General features: G+C 72.0%; 20 protein-coding genes and 3 tRNA genes. 16 read left to right on the plus strand and 7 right to left on the minus strand.

Translation table 11 applies throughout. The annotated features are described in order from the left end of the window. The 6 genes from FHP29_RS19645 to FHP29_RS19670 all read right to left on the minus strand — a co-directional run. Positions 1–650: ABC transporter ATP-binding protein (locus tag FHP29_RS19645; protein WP_139624897.1), on the minus strand; the 650-nt coding region annotated here is incomplete at its 3' end. Continuing rightward, the gene (locus tag FHP29_RS19650) at positions 650–2104 is read right to left on the minus strand and encodes an ABC transporter permease (RefSeq protein ID WP_240044624.1); all 1455 of its coding nucleotides are present in this window, start codon (positions 2102–2104) and stop codon (positions 650–652) included. The genes FHP29_RS19645 and FHP29_RS19650, both read right to left, overlap by 1 nt. A 71-nt stretch (positions 2105–2175) precedes the next feature. Next, a complete protein-coding gene (locus tag FHP29_RS19655) occupies positions 2176–3186 on the minus strand; it encodes an iron ABC transporter substrate-binding protein (RefSeq protein ID WP_139624554.1) in 1011 nt (336 codons plus the stop codon). Further along, a complete protein-coding gene (locus FHP29_RS19660) occupies positions 3183–5735 on the minus strand; it encodes a non-ribosomal peptide synthetase (RefSeq protein WP_139624555.1) in 2553 nt (850 codons plus the stop codon). The genes FHP29_RS19655 and FHP29_RS19660 overlap by 4 nt, the downstream gene beginning before the upstream one ends. 26 nt (positions 5736–5761) lie before the next feature. Next, positions 5762–6229: a nitroreductase family deazaflavin-dependent oxidoreductase gene (locus tag FHP29_RS19665; protein ID WP_139624556.1), complete on the minus strand. Its 468-nt coding sequence runs from the start codon at positions 6227–6229 to the stop codon at positions 5762–5764. A gap of 93 nt (positions 6230–6322) precedes the next feature. After that, on the minus strand, positions 6323–6919 hold the full coding sequence (locus tag FHP29_RS19670) for an RDD family protein (protein ID WP_139624557.1): 597 nt from the start codon (positions 6917–6919) through the stop codon (positions 6323–6325). A gap of 144 nt (positions 6920–7063) precedes the next feature. Here FHP29_RS19670 and FHP29_RS19675 point away from each other — a divergent pair, with 144 nt between their 5' ends. The 11 genes from FHP29_RS19675 to FHP29_RS19725 all read left to right on the plus strand — a co-directional run bounded on the left by FHP29_RS19675 (position 7064) and on the right by FHP29_RS19725 (position 14340). Beyond that, complete coding sequence (locus FHP29_RS19675; protein WP_139624558.1) at positions 7064–8062, plus strand: pirin family protein; 999 nt, start codon at positions 7064–7066, stop codon at positions 8060–8062. Continuing rightward, complete coding sequence (locus FHP29_RS19680) at positions 8059–8433, plus strand: CidA/LrgA family protein (protein ID WP_139624559.1); 375 nt, start codon at positions 8059–8061, stop codon at positions 8431–8433. The genes FHP29_RS19675 and FHP29_RS19680 overlap by 4 nt, the downstream gene beginning before the upstream one ends. Continuing rightward, positions 8430–9137 carry an LrgB family protein gene (locus tag FHP29_RS19685; protein ID WP_205014284.1) on the plus strand — a complete coding sequence of 236 codons (708 nt, stop codon included), beginning with the start codon at positions 8430–8432 and terminating at the stop codon, positions 9135–9137. Before FHP29_RS19680 ends, FHP29_RS19685 begins: the two co-directional genes overlap by 4 nt. Before the next feature lie 117 nt (positions 9138–9254). Further along, the gene (locus FHP29_RS19690) at positions 9255–10652 is read left to right on the plus strand and encodes an amidase (protein WP_139624560.1); all 1398 of its coding nucleotides are present in this window, start codon (positions 9255–9257) and stop codon (positions 10650–10652) included. A 73-nt stretch (positions 10653–10725) separates the two neighbouring features. After that, positions 10726–10798 (plus strand) — tRNA-Thr (locus FHP29_RS19695). A 75-nt stretch (positions 10799–10873) separates the two neighbouring features. Continuing rightward, a tRNA-Met gene (locus tag FHP29_RS19700) sits at positions 10874–10947 on the plus strand. 43 nt (positions 10948–10990) lie between these two features. After that, the gene (gene rpmG / locus FHP29_RS19705) at positions 10991–11161 is read left to right on the plus strand and encodes a 50S ribosomal protein L33 (RefSeq protein WP_028654832.1); all 171 of its coding nucleotides are present in this window, start codon (positions 10991–10993) and stop codon (positions 11159–11161) included. 103 nt (positions 11162–11264) lie between these two features. After that, the gene (locus tag FHP29_RS19710) at positions 11265–11663 is read left to right on the plus strand and encodes an FAS1-like dehydratase domain-containing protein (protein WP_139624561.1); all 399 of its coding nucleotides are present in this window, start codon (positions 11265–11267) and stop codon (positions 11661–11663) included. Beyond that, a complete protein-coding gene (locus tag FHP29_RS19715; RefSeq protein ID WP_139624562.1) occupies positions 11660–12061 on the plus strand; it encodes a MaoC/PaaZ C-terminal domain-containing protein in 402 nt (133 codons plus the stop codon). The genes FHP29_RS19710 and FHP29_RS19715 overlap by 4 nt, the downstream gene beginning before the upstream one ends. Next, complete coding sequence (locus FHP29_RS19720; RefSeq protein WP_139624563.1) at positions 12054–13097, plus strand: UDP-N-acetylmuramate dehydrogenase; 1044 nt, start codon at positions 12054–12056, stop codon at positions 13095–13097. Before FHP29_RS19715 ends, FHP29_RS19720 begins: the two co-directional genes overlap by 8 nt. A 160-nt stretch (positions 13098–13257) precedes the next feature. Beyond that, the gene (locus FHP29_RS19725; RefSeq protein WP_139624564.1) at positions 13258–14340 is read left to right on the plus strand and encodes a hypothetical protein; all 1083 of its coding nucleotides are present in this window, start codon (positions 13258–13260) and stop codon (positions 14338–14340) included. Between the two features lie 139 nt (positions 14341–14479). Here FHP29_RS19725 and FHP29_RS19730 read toward each other — a convergent pair whose 3' ends face one another. Further along, positions 14480–15493, minus strand: a complete 1014-nt coding sequence (locus tag FHP29_RS19730; RefSeq protein ID WP_139624565.1) for an adenosine deaminase — start codon at positions 15491–15493, stop codon at positions 14480–14482. Between the two features lie 185 nt (positions 15494–15678). On the opposite strand from FHP29_RS19730, the gene FHP29_RS19735 reads away from it, so the two are divergent. From FHP29_RS19735 to rplA, 5 genes are all read left to right on the plus strand, one after another. Further along, positions 15679–15751: transfer RNA gene (locus FHP29_RS19735), tRNA-Trp, on the plus strand. A 50-nt stretch (positions 15752–15801) separates the two neighbouring features. After that, a complete protein-coding gene (gene secE, locus FHP29_RS19740) occupies positions 15802–16074 on the plus strand; it encodes a preprotein translocase subunit SecE (RefSeq protein ID WP_139624566.1) in 273 nt (90 codons plus the stop codon). Positions 16075–16115: 41 nt separating this feature from the next. After that, positions 16116–16940 carry a transcription termination/antitermination protein NusG gene (nusG, locus tag FHP29_RS19745; protein WP_420813452.1) on the plus strand — a complete coding sequence of 275 codons (825 nt, stop codon included), beginning with the start codon at positions 16116–16118 and terminating at the stop codon, positions 16938–16940. A 134-nt stretch (positions 16941–17074) separates the two neighbouring features. Beyond that, positions 17075–17506 (plus strand): 50S ribosomal protein L11, encoded by a 432-nt coding sequence (rplK, locus tag FHP29_RS19750; RefSeq protein WP_139624568.1) that lies wholly within the window; start codon positions 17075–17077, stop codon positions 17504–17506. A 63-nt stretch (positions 17507–17569) separates the two neighbouring features. Next, positions 17570–18283, plus strand: a complete 714-nt coding sequence (gene rplA / locus FHP29_RS19755; RefSeq protein ID WP_139624569.1) for a 50S ribosomal protein L1 — start codon at positions 17570–17572, stop codon at positions 18281–18283. Positions 18284–18540 lie beyond the last annotated feature (257 nt).

The following is an 18540-nucleotide window of genomic DNA, read 5'->3' on the forward strand; positions in this document are numbered from 1 at the left end:
ATGACCGCGACCTGGTCGGCGAGCGAGAGCGCCTCGCCCTGGTCGTGGGTGACGAGGACGGCGGCCGCGTCGGCCGCCCGCAGGGCGCGGACCACGGCCCGCCCGGTCTCCTCGCGCAGCGAGGCGTCGAGCGAGGAGAAGGGCTCGTCGAGCAGCACCAGCGCCGGCCTCGGCGCCAGCGCGCGGGCCAGGGCGACGCGCTGCTGCTGGCCTCCGGACAGCTCGTGCGGATAGCGGCGGGCCAGCGCCGGGTCGAGCTCGACCAGCTCCAGGGCCGCGTCGACCACGGCGGCAGCGTCGCGCCGTCGGGCGCGCGGCAGGCCGAAGGCGACATTGCGGGCGACGCTGAGGTGGGGGAAGAGGGCGCCCTCCTGCGGGACGTAGCCGATCCCCCGGCTGCGCGCGGGCACGCTGCGCGCGCCGCCGGGTGCATGCTCGCGGCCACGGTCGACGACCCGGCGCCCGGCCACGTCGATGGTGCCGGCGCTCGGCTCGACGAAGCCCGCGACGGCCCGCAGCAGGGTGGTCTTGCCGCACCCCGAGGACCCCAGGATCGCGGTGACGCCGGACGCGACGCGGAGGTCGAGCCCCTGCAGCACGGTGGTGCGGCCGTAGCCGGCCTGCAGGCCGCGGATCTCGAGTGCGGTCATCAGTGCCCCCTGGAGCTGAGCCTGGCGAGCAGCCAGGTGGACGGGACGGACAGGACGATGAGAGCGAGCGCGTAGGGCGCGGCGGCGCCGTACGCGATGGACGAGGCGTCGGACCAGAACTTCGTCGCGAGGGTGTCGGTGCCGATCGGGGCGAGCAGCAGGGTCGCGGTCAGCTCGGTCGAGACGGCGAGGGCGACGAGGGCCGCGCCCGCGGCGAGCCCGGGTACGACGAGCGGCAGCGTGACCCGACGGGCGACCTCGGCGCCGGCGCAGCCGAGGCTGCGGGCGACCTCCTCGAGGCCGGGCGGCACCAGCTCGAAGGTGCCGCGGACGCTGACGACCGCACGGGGCAGGAACAGGATCAGGTAGCCCGCCAGGAGCAGCGCCAGGGTCTGGTAGAGGTCGGGCACGGCGCGGATCGAGACGGTCACCAGGGCCAGCGCGATCACGATCCCGGGCATCGCGCTGGCCGTGTAGACGCTGCGCTCGATGGCGGTCGTGACCAGTCCGCGGTGGCGTACGGCGAGCCACACGACGGGGACCGCGGCGGCGGTCGTGAGGAGTCCGGCGAGGACGGCCAGGAGGAGGGTGTTGCCGAGCGCCTCTGCCAGCTCGCCGCCCTCGATGCCAGTGGAGGTGCCGCGCACCAGCCAGCGGACCAGGCTGGCGAGGGGGACGCCGAGCGCCCACAGCGCCAGCCCCCCGAGCCCGGCGACGACGGGCAGCCGCGCCCGGCCCAGCCGGATCGGCGTGAACTCCCGGCGCGCGCCGGCGCCCACCCGCGAGCGCGGTCGGCGCCCCCGCAGCAGGAGCTCGATGCCCAGCAGGAGCAGGCAGAACGTCACCAGCACCAGCGCCAGCAGGGTCGCCTCGGGCCCGTTGAAGACGGTGGCGTACTGCTGCAGGATCGCCGTGGTCAGGGTCGGGTAGTTGAGCAGCTGAAGGGCGCCGTACTCCGCCAGCAGGTGCAGCCCCACCAGCAGCGCGCCGCCCAGCACGGCAGGGCTGATCGCGGGCAGCGTGACCCGGAGGAACACCTGCCACGGCCCCTTGCCCAGCGCGGTCGCGACCTCCTCGACGGCCGGGTCGAGGCGGCGCAGCGCGGCGACCGTCGGCAGGTAGACGAGCGGGTAGTAGGACAGCGTCACCACCATCACCGCACCCGGGTAGGACTGCACCGCGTGCGTCGTCGACACCCAGCCGAAGCCGTTGACGAACGCGGGCACGGCGAGTGGCGCGCACAGCAGGCCGTGCCACCACCCCCGGCCCGGTACGTCGGTCCGTTCGACCACCCACGCGCCCGCCACCCCGACCACGGCGCTGGTCAGCACCCCCGCGACCAGCAGCCGGCTCGTGTTCCACAGCAGCTCCCCGATGCGGGGGCGCCACAGGAAGTCGACCGCCTCGGCCCGGCCCAGCTCGGCGGTGGTCCACAGGACGTAGCCGAGCGGCACCAGGGCGAGCCCGGCGATGGCCAGGCCGACGAGGAGGAGGGCGGGGGTCGAGCGGCTCGACGTACGGATGGTCAGAGGAAGCCGACCTCGGTCATCAGGTCGACCACGGTCTCGGCGTCCAGGTCGGAGACGTTGACCTGCGGCGGCTGGAGCTCGCTGAACGGCTTGGTCACGCCCTCGAGCCGGACCTCCGGGTTGAGGGGGTACTCCAGTGCGTAGCTGTCGGCGAGGACCTGCTGGCCCTCCCGGTTCACGAGGAACTCGACGAACTCGCGGGCCTCCTTCTTCATGTCGCTCGACTTCAGCACGCCGGCGCCGGAGACGCTCACGAAGGCGCCCGGGTCGCCGCCGGCGAAGTAGTGCTGGGCGCTCTGGTCGCTGACGTCGCCGTTCTCCTTGCGATCGCGCTCCCAGTAGTAGTGGTAGACGATGCCGACCTCGATCTCGCCGGAGTCGACCGCCTCGAGCACGAGGTTGTTGCCGTCGTACACCTTGCCGTTGGCCTTGATGCCCTCGAGCCAGGCCCGGGTCGCCTCCTCGCCCTCGAGCTCGAGGACGGCGGCGACGATGGCCTGGAAGTCCGCACCGGTGGGGGAGAACGAGATCCGCCCCTTCCACTCCGGCTTCGCGAGGTCGAGCAGCGACGCCGGCAGGTCGGACTCCTGGACCTGGTCGGTGTTGTAGACGAGGACCGTCGAGCGGGCCACGAAGCCCGTCCACAGCCCGCTGACGGGGCGGTACTGCGCGGGGATCACGTCGAGGATCCCGGCGGGCAGCTCGTCGAAGAGGCCGGCGGCCTCGACCTGCGACATCGCCGGCGAGTTCTCGGTGAGGAAGACGTCGGCCGGAGACGCCTTGCCCTCGGCGATGATCTGGTTCGACATCTCGAGGTCCTTGCCGTTGCGCAGCTCGACCTCGATGCCGGTCTCCTTGGTGAACGCCGGCGCGAGCTCCTCGAGCAGCGGCTCGTGCTGGGCGTTGTAGACGACGAGCTTCGGCTCGTCGTCGCCGCCGCACGCCACCAGGAGGGGCGCGACCAGGGTGAGGCTCGCGATGGCGAGACCGGTACGGAAGAGGGTCATGGGGCAACCTGTCGGATTCGTTGGACGGGAGGGTAGTGAGGCCGGGGGAGGGACACGCGTGCGGCCCACGCCGACACGCGCGTGACGAGCTGCCAGGCGAGCAGCCCGACGGCGAGCGAGACGAGGAGACCGCCGAGCGGCCAGCGGGTCTCGAACCACGGGTAGACCTGCCAGTGCGTCAGGTAGACGTAGAGCGACGCGCTCGCGATCGCGCCGGTCGGGCCGACGAGCAGGCGCGGCCACGGGACGCTCGGCGCCCAGACGAGAACGACGACGCCGACGGCGATCAGGAGGTCCCGCGCCGTGCTGCCCGTGAACCCGCAGCAGCCGGCCAGCAGGACCGCGGTCGCCAGGACCCGGTCGCGGCGACCGCCGGCAACCGCGGCGGCCCAGCCGCCGAGGAAGAGCCACGCGACGAACAGCGACGAGTGGATGACGTCCCCGTCGTACGACGCCAGGTCGGCGACGTAGCGGGGCACGAGGGTGAGCGCGGCCAGCCCCAGGGCGAGGGGGAAGCGGTGCCGGCGCTCGAAGGCCATCACCCGAGGCACCGCGGTCAGCAGGCCGGCGGCCGCGGCGACGATCAGGACGACCTCGATGAACCAGTAGTGCCAGTCCGGCTCGGACCAGTCGTGGGAGCCGAGCACGTCGTTGAGGAGCAGCACGCTGCGCCAGCCGGGCTGCCCGGTCAGCAGCGCGACGGCGCCGATCCACAGCACCGACGGCACCGCCACCCGCGCGGCGGCGCGGGCCACGCGGCGTACCCGCTCGCGGGGGCCCTCGTCGGCGAGGTGGAAGCGCGCGAAGTTCACGCCCGCGACGGCGAGCAGCACGTGGGCCCCGCCCAGCACCACCCACAGGTTCGTGTGGGAGCCGACGACCAGCACGATCGCCAGCGCCCGCAGCACGATCGTGGTGTCGACGCGGGCCCAGGACGGGCGTCGCCGGGTCGGCCGGGGGCGGGAGTCGAGCAGGGCGGCGAGCTCGGCCACGGTGCGTCGGTGCCAGTCGGCCGGGAGCCTGCCGACCCGGCTCTCGAGCCGCAGCGACAGCTCGACGTACGACAGCGAGTCGCCCCCGAGGCTGACGAAGGAGTCGTCGGGGCCGACGTGGGCGTGCCCCAGGATCCGGCCGTAGAGCCGGGCGATCGAGGCCGTCGGCGAGTCGGCCGTGGCGACCGGCGCAGGCTCGAGCCGGGCCACCGCCTGCTGGTCGAGCTTGCCGTTGGGCAGTCGCGGGAGGGTCGTCACGGGGACGACGCGGACCGCATGCGTCGGCAGGCCGGTCCCGGCGGCCGCGGCCGACGCCACCTCCGCCAGGGTCGCGGCGTCGGGCGAGCCGGGAACGGCCACGACGAGATGCGTCCCGTCGGCCGACTCGGCGCATCCGGCGTCGTGGCCGCCGAGACCGAGGAGGGTCTGCACCCGGTCCAGGTCGATGCGCTGCCCGAAGAGCTTGGCGAAGCGTGCCCGGCGCCCGACGATCTCGACGAGGCCGTCGGGCGTGAGGCGGGCGAGGTCGCCGGTGCGCAGCTCGTCGAGCTCGGCGCCGCGGGCGAGGTCGGCCGGCGCCTCGGCGTACCCCATCATCACGTTGGGCCCGCGGTAGACGAGCTCGCCGACCCCGGGGCCCGCGTCCGCGACGGGGTCGATCCGGAACGCGCCGCCGGGGATGGCGACGCCCACCGAGCCGGGGTGGGTCGTCGCGAGCTCGGGCGGCAGATAGGCCATCCGGGCAGTGGCCTCGCTCTGGCCGTACATCACGACCAGCTCCCAGCCCTCGCGCGCCCCCTGCTCGGCCAGCGTGCGGACCCGCTCGGGGGCGAGCCGGCCGCCGGCCTGGGTGACCTGGCGCAGCGTGGGGAGCTCGGGCCAGCCGGCGGCGCCGAGGAGGTCGAAGGTGTAGGGCACGCCCGCGAAGGACGTGACGCCCTCCGCCCGGGCCCGCTCCCACAGTCCGGGCTCCGTCACGGACCGGTCGTCCAGCACCACCGTGGCGCCCGCGAGCAGGTGGCTGTGCAGCACGGACAGGCCGTAGCAGTAGTCCAGGGGCAGGGTGGTGAGGGCGATGTCGTCACCGGTCAGCCCGAGGTACGACGCGATCGCGGCCGCGTTGGACTCGAGGTTCTCGGCCGACAGCCGCACCAGCTTGGGGGAGCCGGTCGATCCCGAGGTGCTGAGCAGCAGGCGCAGGGCAGGATGCAGCTCCGGCGCCGCGGTGCCGGTGCGGCGCCACTCGTGGCCGTCGTGCTCGGCGGAGGCCGCGTAGGCGCGGGCCAGGCCGTCGTCCCGGGTCAGCAGGCCCACATGTCCGCCCGTCAGGGTGGCGAGCCAGGCGACGACGAAGTCCGCGGTCGCGGCCGGCCGGAGGCGGACGAGCTGGCGTCCGCCGAGCGCCGCCAGCTCCTCGCGCGCCGCGGTGACCCGGCGGTCCAGGTCGGCATAGCTGAGCGTCCCGCTCGTCGTCCGCAGCGCGGGGTGGTCGCCGTGGCAGGCGAGGTCGTCGGCGATGCGCGCCGCGACCTGTGCACCTGCCGTGCCTTCCCCCATGGAGGAAGGCTAAAGCAAGCCTGCCCTTACCGCGGCGTGAGAAGAAATACTGGGATCACCCGGTCGGTCCACTCGGTGTACTTGTCGTAGTTGGGCCAGACGGTGACCATGTGCGCCCAGGCCCGGTGCTTCTCCGCCCCGGTCAGCTCGCGCCAGGTGCAGGTGTGGTGGCGGCGGTTGTAGTCGACCTCGACGGTCTCGGCGGCACGCAGGTTGGCCGACCACACCGGCGGCTTCGGCGCGCCGAAGGACGATCCGGCGATCAGCCAGCCGCCCTGCCACGGCACGCACAGCAGCGGCGTCGAGCGCGGGATCCCGGACTTGCGGCCCTTCACCGTCAGCAGCAGGCTCGGCAGCCCCGCGAGCCCGACCAGGCTCACCCGGCGGCCGGTGAGGCGCTGCAGGTGTCGGTCGGTCCAGGTGATCTGGGGGAGCAGCCGCGGCATCCAGGGCTGGGCGCCGAGCTTGATCGCGAGCGGGGTGAGCAGGCCCATGGGGCGAACCCTAGTCTCGGGCACCGGGAACGGCGACGGGGCGCCCTCCGTGAAGGAGGACGCCCCGTCGTACGCCGGGTCCGATCAGGTCGCTCAGCCCACCTGCAGGACGCGGGTGCCGCCGGCGAACTTGTCGTGCCAGCCCTGGTGGTTGGGCTGGTCGTTGTTGAGGGTGACCGCGATGTAGATGACCGCGGCCAGCGGGACGGCCCAGCCGAGGAAGAACCAGCCGATGACCGGGACGATGCTGAGAATGCCGAGTGCGGAGTAGGCATTGCGCTTGAGCGCCTGCTCCATGGTCGGCTTGCTGACGCCGTCGGGTCCGTAGGTGCGCAGCTTCATCAGCATCTTGCCGACGGTCTGTCCGGAGTTGGACTCCATGAAGGCGAAGTAGCCGAGGTAGATCGCGGCTTGGAGGATCGCGGTGACCGTCCAGAACAGGAACAGCTCGCCGAACGAGTGGACGAAGCCGGACAGGAAGATCCCGCTGAACACGGTGTAGATGACGCCGTAGACGATGCCGAGCAGCACGTGGTCGATGAGGCGCGCGAGGAACCGGTTGAGGAGCTCGGCCGGACGCGGGACGCCCGTCGGAGTGCTGCCGAGGCCCGGCTGCGGGTCGCCGTACCCGCCCGGAGGCGGGGGCGGCCCGCCCGGAGGGGGCGGCGGAGGCGGCTGGTTGAAGGACATGCGTTCTCCTCGAGTCGTCGGTGCGGCCGGCGCACCGGGGGGTGTCCAGCAATGTAGTGCCGAAAGGGGTCGCCGATCGGGGAATCGGGGTTCGGGCCGCGCCTGACCACCGCCGGATCGATCAGGCGCGAGAGGATGGTCGGCATGAGCAACCCGGATGCCGATCCCGACGAGGTGGTCTGCGAGGGCCGGCAGGCTGCCGGTGTCGAGCTGATGGAGGCGCGGGAGGTCCCCCTCGGCGGACCTCGGGCGATGACGGTACGACGCACGCTGCCGCAGCGGCAGCGCTCGCTGATCGGCGCCTGGTGCTTCCTCGACCACTACGGGCCCGATCCGGTCAGCGAGACCGGCGGCATGGTGGTCGCGCCCCACCCGCACACCGGTCTGCAGACGGTGAGCTGGCTGTTCACCGGCGAGATCGAGCACCGCGACAGCGCGGGCAACGTCGCGACGGTGCGCCCGCGGGAGGTCAACCTGATGACCGCCGGGCGCGGCATCAGCCACTCCGAGGTCTCGACGCCGCAGACCTCGGTCCTGCACGGCGCCCAGCTGTGGGTGGCACTCCCGGACGGGGCGCGCGAGACCGACCCCGGCTTCGAGCACTACGCGCCGAGCGAGATCAGCGGCGAGGGGTGGCGGGCGCACGTCTTCCTCGGCTCCCTGCTGGGCGACACCTCGCCCGTCGCGACCTTCACGCCCCTGCTGGGCGCGGAGATCGTGCTCGACCCCGGGGCCACGCTGCGGGCACCGGTCGACCCGTCCTTCGAGCACGGCGTCCTCGTCGATGTGGGCGCGGTGAGCGTCGACGGCGTGCACGCGGGCGCCGCGGACCTCGCCTACGTCCCGCCGGGCGCCGACGAGCTCGTCCTCGGCGCCGGCCCGGAGGGCGCACGGATCCTGCTCCTCGGCGGTCCGCCGTTCGGCGAGTCCATCGTGATGTGGTGGAACTTCGTGGGCCGCACCCATGACGAGGTCGTCGCCTACCGAGCTGCCTGGCAGCAGCAGATCACCGGCGCCGACGGCGCGGTCGTCGCGGACAGCCGCCTTGTCGCGCCGGGCCGGTTCGGCGTCGTACCCGACCAGCCGCTGCGGCCGATCCCCGCACCCGGCCTGCCGAACGCCCGCCTGCGGGAGCGCCGGTGATCCGAGGCCTGACCTGGCTGCTGGGATTCCAGGTGCTCGGCGAGCTGGTCGTGCGCGTGCTCGACGTCGCCGTGCCCGGGCCGGTCGTCGGCATGCTGCTGCTGTTCGTGGTCCTGCGCCTGAGCCGGTACGGCGACGACGGACCCATCGTCCGCGCGGGAACCGCCCTGCTGGACCACCTGCAGCTGTTCTTCGTCCCGGCCGGCGTCGGCATCGTCGTCTACCTCGGTCTGGTGGGCGAGCACGCCCTGCCGATCGCCGCTGCCGCCCTCGGGTCCTGGCTCCTCGGCCTCGCGGTGGTCGGAGGGACGGCGACCGGCCTGGAGCGCCTCCTCGGCAAGCCACGCGACGACCTCGGTGACCCGGCGTGAGGGACGACCTGCTCGACCTGGCCCGCTCACCGCTGGTGCTCCTCTTCCTCACGGTCGCCGGCTACCAGGCCGGCCGCTGGATCCGGACGCGCACGGGCGGCCACGCACTGGCGCAGCCCGTCCTCGTCGCGATCGCCGTCGTCGGCACGGCGATCACGGTGCTCGACGTCGACTACGCCGACTACCGCGGCGCCACGGAGCTGGTCGCCTTCTGGCTCGGTCCCGCGACCGTGGCCCTGGCCGTCCCGCTGCATCGGCAGACGGACCGGCTCAAGGGCTTCGTCGTCCCGATGCTGGTCGCGCTCGTGCTCGGCGCGGTGACCTCCATCGTCACCGCGGTGCTGATCGCCCGTGCGCTGGGCGCCGACGAGGCGCTGCAGAAGACCCTCGCGCCGAAGGCGGCCACCACGCCCGTGGCGATCGCGGTCGTCGACGCGCTCGGCGGGATCGCGCCCCTCGTCGCGGTCTTCACGATCGGCATCGGCATCGTGGGCGCGGTCATCGGTCCCGCGCTGCTCAACCTGCTGCACATCCGGGACCGCCGCGCCCGCGGCCTCGCCATGGGCGCGGTCTCGCACGGGGTCGGTGCCTCCCGGATGCTGCGCGAGGACGAGACCGAGGGCGCCTTCGCCGGCCTCGCGATGGGCCTGACCGCGCTCATCACGAGTCTCCTCGTCCCGCTCCTCGCGCTCGTGCTGTTCTGACCCGGCTGCGACAGTCCCTGCCCGAAAGCACGGCCACCCGGCCGTCTTCGGTGCTTTCGGGCAGGGACTATCGCAGCGTGCGGATTGCGGAGACCGAGCAGGCGCTAGGTTCCCTGCATGCGCGTGCATGCCTTCACCGACGACGCCCTCGCCGATCTCGACGCGGTCGGCCTCGCCGAGCACCTCGCCACCGGCAGGCTCTCGGCCGCCGAGGCGGTCGATGCCGCGATCGCGCGGATCGAGGCGGTCAACGGCGAGCTCAACGCGATGGCGTACGCCGACTTCGACCGGGCTCGCGCCGAGGCCCGCGACCCGCACCCGGGCTTCCTGTCCGGCGTCCCCACGCTGGTGAAGGACAACGTCGACGTCGCCGGCATGCCGACCCGCTCGGGCACCGACGCATGGGAGCCGCGTCCGGCCAAGCAGAACGGCGACTTCGCGGGGATGTTCCTGGCGACCGGACTGGTCGCGCTCGGCAAGAGCCAGCTCTCCGAGTACGGTTTCAGCGCCTCGGCCGAGCACCCGCGCCTCGGCGCCGTCCGCTGCCCGTGGGACACCGAGCGGACCGCCGGCGCGTCGAGCTCCGGCTCCGCGGCGCTCGTCGCCGCCGGCGCCGTACCGATCGCGCACGCCAACGACGGCGGCGGCTCGATCCGGATCCCCGCCGCGGTCAACGGTCTCGTCGGGCTGAAGCCGACGCGCGGGCGATGGGCCCAGGACCGGCAGTTCCGCGAGATGCCGATCCGGATCGTCTCCGACGGCGTCGTCACCCGCTCCGTGCGCGACACCGCGGCGTTCTGCCGTGAGGCCGAGCGGCACTACCGCAACCTCAACCTGCCGCCGATCGGCGACCTGACCCGGCCCATCAAGCGCCGCCTGCGGATCGCGCTCAACACCAGCGGTGCCGGGCACAGCGCGGACGCCGAGACCCGGACCCTGACCGAGAAGACCGCGAGCCTGCTCGAGGAGCTGGGCCACACGGTGACCGAGACGGACGCGCCTGTCACCGAGTCCTTCGCCGACGACTTCGTCCTCTACTGGGCGATGCTCGCCGGGGCGCTCCTCACCGGCGGCCGGGCGTTCCACGGACGCACCTGGGACCGCTCCAGGCACGACAACCTGACCGTCGGACTGGCCCGCCACGCGCGGCGCAACCTGCACCGCCTCCCGGGCGCGATCGCCCGGCTCAAGCGCGCCAACGCCCAGGCCGAGCTCTACTACGAGAAGTACGACGTCGCGCTGACGCCGACCCTGGCGACGGCGACCCCGAAGGTCGGCCACCTCGACCCGGGCCAGGACTACGACACCATCATGGCCCGGCTGCGTGACTGGGTCGCCTTCACGCCCTGGCAGAACGTCACCGGCGCGCCGGCGGTCTCGCTGCCCCTCGCGAGCACCGCGACCGGCCTGCCGCAGGGGATGATGTTCGGGGCCGCGCCGGGCCAGGAGGCGGTGCTCATCGAGCTCGCCTACGAGCTCGAACAGGCCCGCCCGTTCGCCCGGATCCAGGACTGAGGGACGGTCCGGATCCAGAAATGCGACGTCGATTTTTGGCCGCCGGCCCGCGCGTGTATCGTTCTGCGCCGTTGCCCCTTTAGCTCAGTCGGCAGAGCGTCTCCATGGTAAGGAGAAGGTCTACGGTTCGATTCCGTAAAGGGGCTCTGAGATGGGGCGCCGGCCGCACCTCTCGCCCGGGGTCATCCTGGGCGGGGACGCGGAGGGCGCCCTCCTCACGTGGCGGGATAGCTCAGACGGTTAGAGCGCACGACTCATAATCGTGAGGTCACGGGTTCGATCCCCGTTCCCGCTACCGAGTACCCCGGCACCACCACCTGCAACTCACAGGACTTCCTGTGGCCAGCAAGAGCAGCGACGTTCGCCCCAAGATCACGCTCGCGTGCGTGGACTGCAAGGAGCGCAACTACATCACCAAGAAGAACCGGCGCAACGACCCCGACCGCATCGAGCTGTCGAAGTTCTGCCCGCGTTGCCGCAAGCACACCGCGCACCGCGAGACCCGCTGATCCAGCGGCTCGCCGAGCGCACCGAAGGCCCGTCTCCCCTGGAGGCGGGCCTTCGGCGTTCACGGACTCGCGAGTAGCCGAACCCGCGGTCTAGGGTCGGCCCATGCCGATCGACGCGTCCCTGGTCGGGCGTGCCTTCCCGCCCACCTCGCCGGTGCCGGTCACGACGGAGGCCGTCACCGCCTTCGCGACGGCCATCGGCGGCGGTGCGACGGCGAGCGTCCCGCCGACCTTCCCCATCGTGGTCACCTTCGCCGCCCTCCAGGACTTCCTCGCCGCCGAGCAGGTCGAGCTGTCCCGGATCGTCCACGGCGACCAGCGCTTCCGCTACGAGCGCCCGGTCGTGGTCGGCGACGAGCTGACCGCGACCCTGACCGTCACCGGTGTCCGCTCGATCGGCGGCAACGACATCATCAGCACGTCGAGCGAGATCACCGACGCCTCCGGCGCGGTGGTCTGCACGGCCACCGCCACCCTCGTCCACCGCGGAGGTGCGTCGTGACCGTCCTCGAGCCGGGCTCCGCGCTGGAGCCGCTGACCTACGAGATCACCCGGGCCGACCTGGTCGCGTACGCCGGCGCGAGCGGCGACCACAACCCGATCCACCAGGACGAGGAGATCGCGCGCGCGGTCGGCCTGCCCGGCGTGATCGCCCACGGGATGTACACCCTCGCGCTGGTCGGCCGCGCCGTCGCGACCTGGACCGACGAGGCCGAGGTCGTCGAGCTCGGCGCGAAGTTCGTCGCGCCGGTCGTCGTACCCGCTGACGGTTCGGCCCGGATCACGGTCGAGGGCACCGTCGGCGAGCGCAACGCCGACGGTCTGGTCCCCCTGAGCCTGCAGATCACCTCGGACGGCACCAAGGTGCTGGGCGCGCCCAAGGTCCTCGTCCGTGCCTGATCCCGCTCTGGCGGATCTCACCACCCTCCGCCTCGGCGGCCCGGCGCGCAGGTACGTCGTCGCCCCCGACGCCGAGGCGATCGCCGAAGCTGTCGGCGAGGCGGACCTTGCGGGCGATCCGCTGCTCCTGGTCGGCGGCGGCAGCAACCTGGTCGTCGCCGACGACGGCTTCGCGGGCACCGTCCTCCACCTGACCGGTGGTGGGGTGCGGGTCGTGGAGACCGGGGACGAGGTGACGGTCACGGTCGCCGCCGGTGAGCCGTGGGACGACTTCGTCGCGCGTGCCGTCGCCGAGGGTTGGGTCGGAGTGGAGGCCCTCTCCGGCATCCCGGGCACGTCCGGCGCCACCCCGATCCAGAACGTCGGCGCCTACGGCCAGGAGGTCGCCCAGACGATCTCGTCCGTGCGGGTCTGGGACCGGCTCCTGCGCGGCGAGCGCACCTTCGCCGCCGAGGAGTGCGGCTTCTCCTACCGCCAGTCGCGGTTCAAGGCGGACCGGGTCGACGCCTGGAGCGGACGCCATCTCGTGCTCGACGTGACCTTCCGGCTCTCCTGGGGCGCCCTGTCGGCCCCGGTCGCCTACGCCGAGCTGGCCCGCACGCTCGGCGTCGTGGTGGGGGAGCGCGCGCCGCTCGCCGCCGTCCGCGAGGCGGTGCTGGACCTGCGCCGGAGCAAGGGCATGGTCCTCGACGCCGCCGACCACGACACGTGGAGCGCGGGCTCCTTCTTCACCAACCCCTTCGTCGACGTCGCCGACCTCCCGGCCGGCGCACCGTCGTACCCCCAGCCGGACGGCAGTGTGAAGACCAGCGCCGCCTGGCTGATCGAGCGCGCCGGCTTCGGCAAGGGCTTCGGCCTCGACCGACCCGGGGCGCAGGTCTCGCTCTCGACCAAGCACACCCTGGCCCTGACCAACCGCGGCGGCGGCACGACCGCCGCTCTGCTCGGCCTCGCCCGGGAGGTTCGTGACGGGGTGCTCGAGCGCTTCGGCATCGAGCTCGTCAACGAGCCGGTGCTGGTCGGCTGCGCCCTCTGACCACGGGGTCCCCTCGGTCGGCATCGCTCCAGGGGTGAGATCGGGGGTGAATTCTTGCCAAAGCCTCCCGAAGTTGCCGCTCAGGCCCTAGCGTGCCGAACACCCCCAGACGGGCGCCGCTCCCGTGCCCCGTCGCGCTTTCTCGAGGAGCCGATCTCTCATGAAGAACCTGCACGTCCGGCGCGCGCTCGCCGGACTCTCCCTCGGCGCACTGGCCGCCGCGGGCCTCGCCACCGTGCCCGCCCCCGCCAACGCCACGGTCGACGACGCGGCGGTGGGCACCCAGTACACGATCGACGGCTCGCTGTGTGTCGGCGAGGACAAGGGCGCCATCGACCCGGACGCCGTGCCGTGGAAGGACGACGGCACCCCCTACTCCGCCAGCACGTCGGACTCCTCCACCTTCACCGGCGCGGAGGGTGACACCGTCGACGCCGCGACCTCCATGAGCGCCACGGTCACCTCCTCGCCCCTCGGCAGTGGCTCGGCCACCATCACCGGCTCGGCGTCCGCCACGGCGTCGGCGCTCGCGAGCGGCACCGAGACCGCCTGCAACGTCACCGCCCACGCGGCTGCGTCGGCCAGCGGCTTCTTCACGCTCACCCAGCCCACGTGGGTCACCGTCACCGCCAATGGTCAGGGACAACGTCAGGGCCGGGCCTACGGCACCAGCGTCGTCGGCATCGGCATCGCCGACGGATTCGCGTCCAACCCGCTCTTCTTCTACTTCGGAGCCGATGGACTCACGGTCTCGACCGGGGACCGTGGCTCGGCGACCGCGACCACCCTGCTGCCGCCGGGCGAGTACGGGGTGGGCTTCAGCGCGTTCGCCATCGCATCGACGCACCAGATCTTCGACGAGGGGGAGGATGCGCTGGTGCAGGAGGGCAGTGCCACCTACACCGGCGCCTTCAAGATCGAGATGAAGCCCGCCGGCTCCGCATCGCCCGTCACGGGCAAGGGCGCGTCCAAGGTCCAGTTCGGTGCGCGCGACTGCGCCAGCGGCAACGTCCCGGTCTCGCTCAGCAAGAAGACGGTGAAGAAGGCCGAGCGGGTCGTGGTCCGCGTCGACGGCAAGAAGTCCTCGGTCCTCAAGGGCAAGAAGCTGATGGGCAAGAAGCCGAAGGCCCGGACCATCGTCGTCCCGACGAACCCGACGGCCGTCTCGAAGGTCAAGGTCAAGATCACGCTCAAGAACGGCCGCCGCGTGCAGGCGACCAGGTCCTACCTGCCCTGCAGGTGACCTGCTGAAGAGCAGATGAGTGTTGCGGGCCCGACCACCTGGTCGGGCCCGCAGTGCGTCCAGACGTCAACGACCGGGATCGCATCAAGCCGGTTGACCCGATCCCTGTCGATGACCGGCCTTGAGGCGAACAGGCGGCTCAGCCCTGGCCCAGCCAGGCGTCGATCTCGTCGAGAGCGGCGTCGACGACGTCCTTCGGCGCGCGGCTGGCGCGGAAGGACATGCGAGCGAGCTCGGCCAGCTGCTCGTCGGAGAGGTGGTGGGCGGCGCGCATCGTCGCGTACTGCCCGGCCAGGCGGGAGCCGAACAGCAGCGGGTCGTCCGCGCCGAGGGCCACGGTCGCACCGGCGTCCAGCAGGGTCGGCAGGGGGACCGAGGTGAGGTCGCTGTAGACGCCGAGGGCGACATTCGAGACCGGGCAGACCTCGAGCGCGACGCCGGCGTCGACGATGCGCGCCAGCAGCTCCGGGTCCTCCGCCGCGCGTACGCCGTGCCCGAGGCGTCCGGCGTGGAGCGTGTCGAGGCACTCCCGGATGTGCTCGGGACCGCGCAGCTCGCCGCCGTGCGGCGCGAGCAGGAGCCCCGCCCGCTCGGCGATCGCGAAGGCCCCGGCGAAGTCCGTGGTCCGTCCGCGCCGCTCGTCGTTGGACAGGCCGAAGCCGACGACCCCGCGGTCGACGTACTGGCTGGCGAGGCGGGCGAGGGTCCGGGCGTCGAGCGGATGGCGGGTCCGGTTGGCGGCGATGACCACCGCGATCCCCAGCCCGGTGCGGGCGGAGGCGTCGCGGACCGCGTCGAGGACCAGGTCGGTGAACGCGGTGATGCCGCCGAAGCGCGCGGCGTAGCCGCTCGGGTCCACCTGGATCTCGAGCCAGCGGCCGCCGTCGGCGACGTCGTCCTGGGCGGCCTCCAGCACGAGACGTCGTACGTCGTCCTCGGTGCGCAGCACGGACCGGGCGACGTCGTAGAGCCGCTGGAAGCGGAACCAGCCCTTCTCGTCGGCCGCCGTCAGCTGCGGCGGCCACTCCTCGACGAGCGCGTCGGGCAGGTGGATCCGGTCGCGGACGGCGAGCTCGAGCAGCGTGGCGTGACGCATCGACCCGGTGAAGTGCAGGTGGAGATGGGCCTTGGGCAACGCCTTGAGATCCCGCACGGCGTCATCCTAGGAGGCCCGCCGCGACGGCCCTGATGGTCCTGCTCCGGCATGCCGCGGGGGAGTTGGGACCTGCCCCGTACTTTGGTCGCGACCGGCTGCATCTGTAGAGTGCTCCCCGGTGGATCTCCCCCATGCTGGGTCGCGCCCTGAACCGGGTGTCGATCGAGCGGGAGAAGCCGCGGAGGGCACTAGCTCAACTGGCAGAGCATCGGTCTCCAAAACCGAAGGTTGGGGGTTCAAGTCCCTCGTGCCCTGCAAGACGTGACGACCAGCCGGCCGGAGGGTCGGCTGCCGAGAAGGAGAAGGTGAGCAGCGTGGCGGATGCTCCGGCAGTCCGTGGGGGCCGCAAGGAACCCTCGGGCGGCAAGCAGACCGAGAAGCGCACCGGACCGGTGACCTTCTACCGCCAGGTCGTCGCCGAGCTCCGCAAGGTCGTGTACCCGACCCGGGAGCAGCTCGGCACGTACTTCGTCGTCGTCATCGCCTTCGTCCTCGTGATGATCGCCCTGGTGTCCGTCCTCGACCTCGCGCTCGGAAAGCTCGCGTTCGAGGTCTTCACCGGCGCCGACGACATCTGAGCCGCCGCGCGTCCGCGTCGGCAGACCATGTTTTTCGACAACTGATGGAGCAGCACGTGTCCGAGCAGTACGACCCTGCCCAGGCTGACGACGCGCTCGCCGAGGCGGCCCACGACGTCGCCGACGTCGAGGATGCGGAGGACACCGCCCTCGAGGAGACCGTCGCCACCGACGAGACCGACGACGTCGAGGGTGCCGAGCAGGACGAGCACGACGAGCAGGACGCGGCGTCCGCCGAGGACCCGCTCGAGGCGTTCCGCCGTGAGCTGTGGGCCAAGCCCGGCGACTGGTTCGTGGTGCACACCTACTCCGGCATGGAGAACCGGGTGAAGCAGAACCTCGAGAACCGGATCCACTCCCTCAACATGGAGGACTACATCCACGAGATCGTGGTCCCCACCGAGGAGGTCGCGGAGATCAAGAACGGCCAGCGCAAGATGGTCAAGCGCACCGTTCTCCCCGGCTACGTCCTGGTCCGCATGGACCTGACCGACGAGTCGTGGGCCGCCGTACGCCACACCCCCTCGGTCACCGGCTTCGTCGGTCACAGCCACCAGCCCGTGCCGCTGAGCATGGACGAGGTGGAGAAGATGCTCGCCCCGGCCGTCGTCACCGCGGCCGCCGCCGAGGCCGAGGCCGCCGCCGCCAGCAGTGGCGGCACGGCCACCACGCCGGCCAAGAAGCCGATCGAGGTCGCCGACTTCGACGTCAACGACTCGGTCCTCATCGTCGACGGCGCGTTCGCCACCCTCCACGCGACCATCACCGAGATCAACGCCGAGGCCCAGCGGGTCAAGGCGCTCGTCGAGATCTTCGGCCGCGAGACCCCGGTCGAGCTCTCGTTCTCCCAGATCCAGCGGGTCTGAATTTCGCATCTCCGGGCCTCCGCGCGGAGAATGTCCGGGTTGCCCGGCCCGATGTCCGACGGCCGGGTGAACGCAGGTGGCAGAGACGTACGACGTACGCCTCGTCATGACCACGAGAAGAAAGAGACACAGGAATGCCTCCCAAGAAGAAGATCGCCGCACTGGTCAAGGTGCAGCTGCAGGCCGGCTCGGCCACCCCGGCTCCGCCGGTCGGTACGGCGCTCGGTCCGCATGGCGTCAACATCATGGACTTCTGCAAGGCGTACAACGCCCAGACCGAGTCCATGCGCGGCAACGTCATCCCGGTCGAGATCACGATCTACGAGGACCGGTCCTTCGACTTCATCACGAAGACCCCGCCGGCCGCCGAGCTCATCAAGAAGGCCGCCGGTCTGCAGAAGGGCTCGGGCGTCCCGCACAAGGAGAAGGTCGGCAAGCTGACCAAGGACCAGGTGCGCGAGATCGCGACGACCAAGCTCCCCGACCTCAACGCCAACGACGTCGACGCCGCCATGAAGATCGTGGAGGGCACCGCGCGCTCCATGGGCGTCACCATCGAGGCCTGAACAACTGTGGAAGGGCCGCGCTGGCCCGCTGACCACACCTCCTCTCCTAGCTAAGGAATCACCATGCAGCGCAGCAAGACCTACCGCGCGGCTGCCGAGACGTTCGACAAGAACGAGCTCTACAGCCCGCTGGCCGCGATCAAGATCGCCAAGGCCGCCAGCAAGAAGAAGTTCGACGAGACCGTCGACGTCGTCATGCGCCTGGGTGTCGACCCGCGCAAGGCCGACCAGATGGTCCGCGGCACCGTCAACCTGCCCCACGGCACCGGCAAGACCGCTCGCGTCCTCGTGTTCGCGAACGGTGACAAGGCCGACGCCGCCCGCGAGGCCGGCGCCGACTTCGTCGGCAGCGACGACCTGATCGACAAGGTCGCCGGCGGCTGGACCGACTTCGACGCCGTCGTCGCCACCCCGGACCTCATGGGCAAGGTCGGTCGCCTCGGCCGCGTGCTCGGTCCCCGTGGCCTCATGCCGAACCCCAAGGTCGGCACCGTGACGCCGGACCCGGCCAAGGCCGTGACCGACATCAAGGGCGGCAAGATCGAGTTCCGCGTCGACCGCCACGCCAACCTCCACTTCATCGTGGGCAAGGCGTCCTTCTCCGAGCAGCAGCTCGCCGAGAACTACGCCGCCGCCCTCGAGGAGGTGCTGCGGCTCAAGCCGTCCAGCTCCAAGGGCCGCTACCTGAAGAAGGTCACCGTCTCCACGACCATGGGCCCCGGCGTCCAGGTCGACCCCAACCGCGTCAAGAACGTCGCGGCCGAGGACGAGGCCTGAGTCAGGCACCAGCTCCGCTCGTACGACGCCCGCCGCTCCCCCCGGGGACGGCGGGCGTCGCGCGTTCCCGGCGTACTTCCCAGGGCGAGCGGCGTGAAGCACCTTCTCGGGTCGCTCCTGGTCGTCGTCGCCGTGGGTGGGCGCGCGGCTGGAGCGGTTTCACCACGGGATGTAGGCGAAGCGTCGCTCCCCGTGCGGAGTTCCGCTACTGGAGCGAGGACTCACCTACATCCCGTGGTGAAACCGCCCCCCGCCGA

It is taken from the genome of Nocardioides albidus, assembly GCF_006335005.1.
GTDB lineage: Bacteria > Actinomycetota > Actinomycetes > Propionibacteriales > Nocardioidaceae > Nocardioides > Nocardioides albidus.

Bases quoted from the DNA above. Each gene is read 5' to 3' on its own strand.
- FHP29_RS19655 (WP_139624554.1), bottom strand. From the start codon at position 3,186: ATGACCCTCTTCCGTACCGGTCTCGCCATCGCGAGCCTCACCCTGGTC.
- FHP29_RS19660 (WP_139624555.1), bottom strand. From the start codon at position 5,735: ATGGGGGAAGGCACGGCAGGTGCACAGGTCGCGGCGCGCATCGCCGAC.
- FHP29_RS19665 (WP_139624556.1), bottom strand. From the start codon at position 6,229: ATGGGCCTGCTCACCCCGCTCGCGATCAAGCTCGGCGCCCAGCCCTGG.
- FHP29_RS19670 (WP_139624557.1), bottom strand. From the start codon at position 6,919: ATGTCCTTCAACCAGCCGCCTCCGCCGCCCCCTCCGGGCGGGCCGCCC.
- FHP29_RS19675 (WP_139624558.1), top strand. From the start codon at position 7,064: ATGAGCAACCCGGATGCCGATCCCGACGAGGTGGTCTGCGAGGGCCGG.
- FHP29_RS19690 (WP_139624560.1), top strand. From the start codon at position 9,255: ATGCGCGTGCATGCCTTCACCGACGACGCCCTCGCCGATCTCGACGCG.
- FHP29_RS19710 (WP_139624561.1), top strand. From the start codon at position 11,265: ATGCCGATCGACGCGTCCCTGGTCGGGCGTGCCTTCCCGCCCACCTCG.
- FHP29_RS19725 (WP_139624564.1), top strand. From the start codon at position 13,258: ATGAAGAACCTGCACGTCCGGCGCGCGCTCGCCGGACTCTCCCTCGGC.
- rplK (WP_139624568.1), top strand. From the start codon at position 17,075: ATGCCTCCCAAGAAGAAGATCGCCGCACTGGTCAAGGTGCAGCTGCAG.
- rplA (WP_139624569.1), top strand. From the start codon at position 17,570: ATGCAGCGCAGCAAGACCTACCGCGCGGCTGCCGAGACGTTCGACAAG.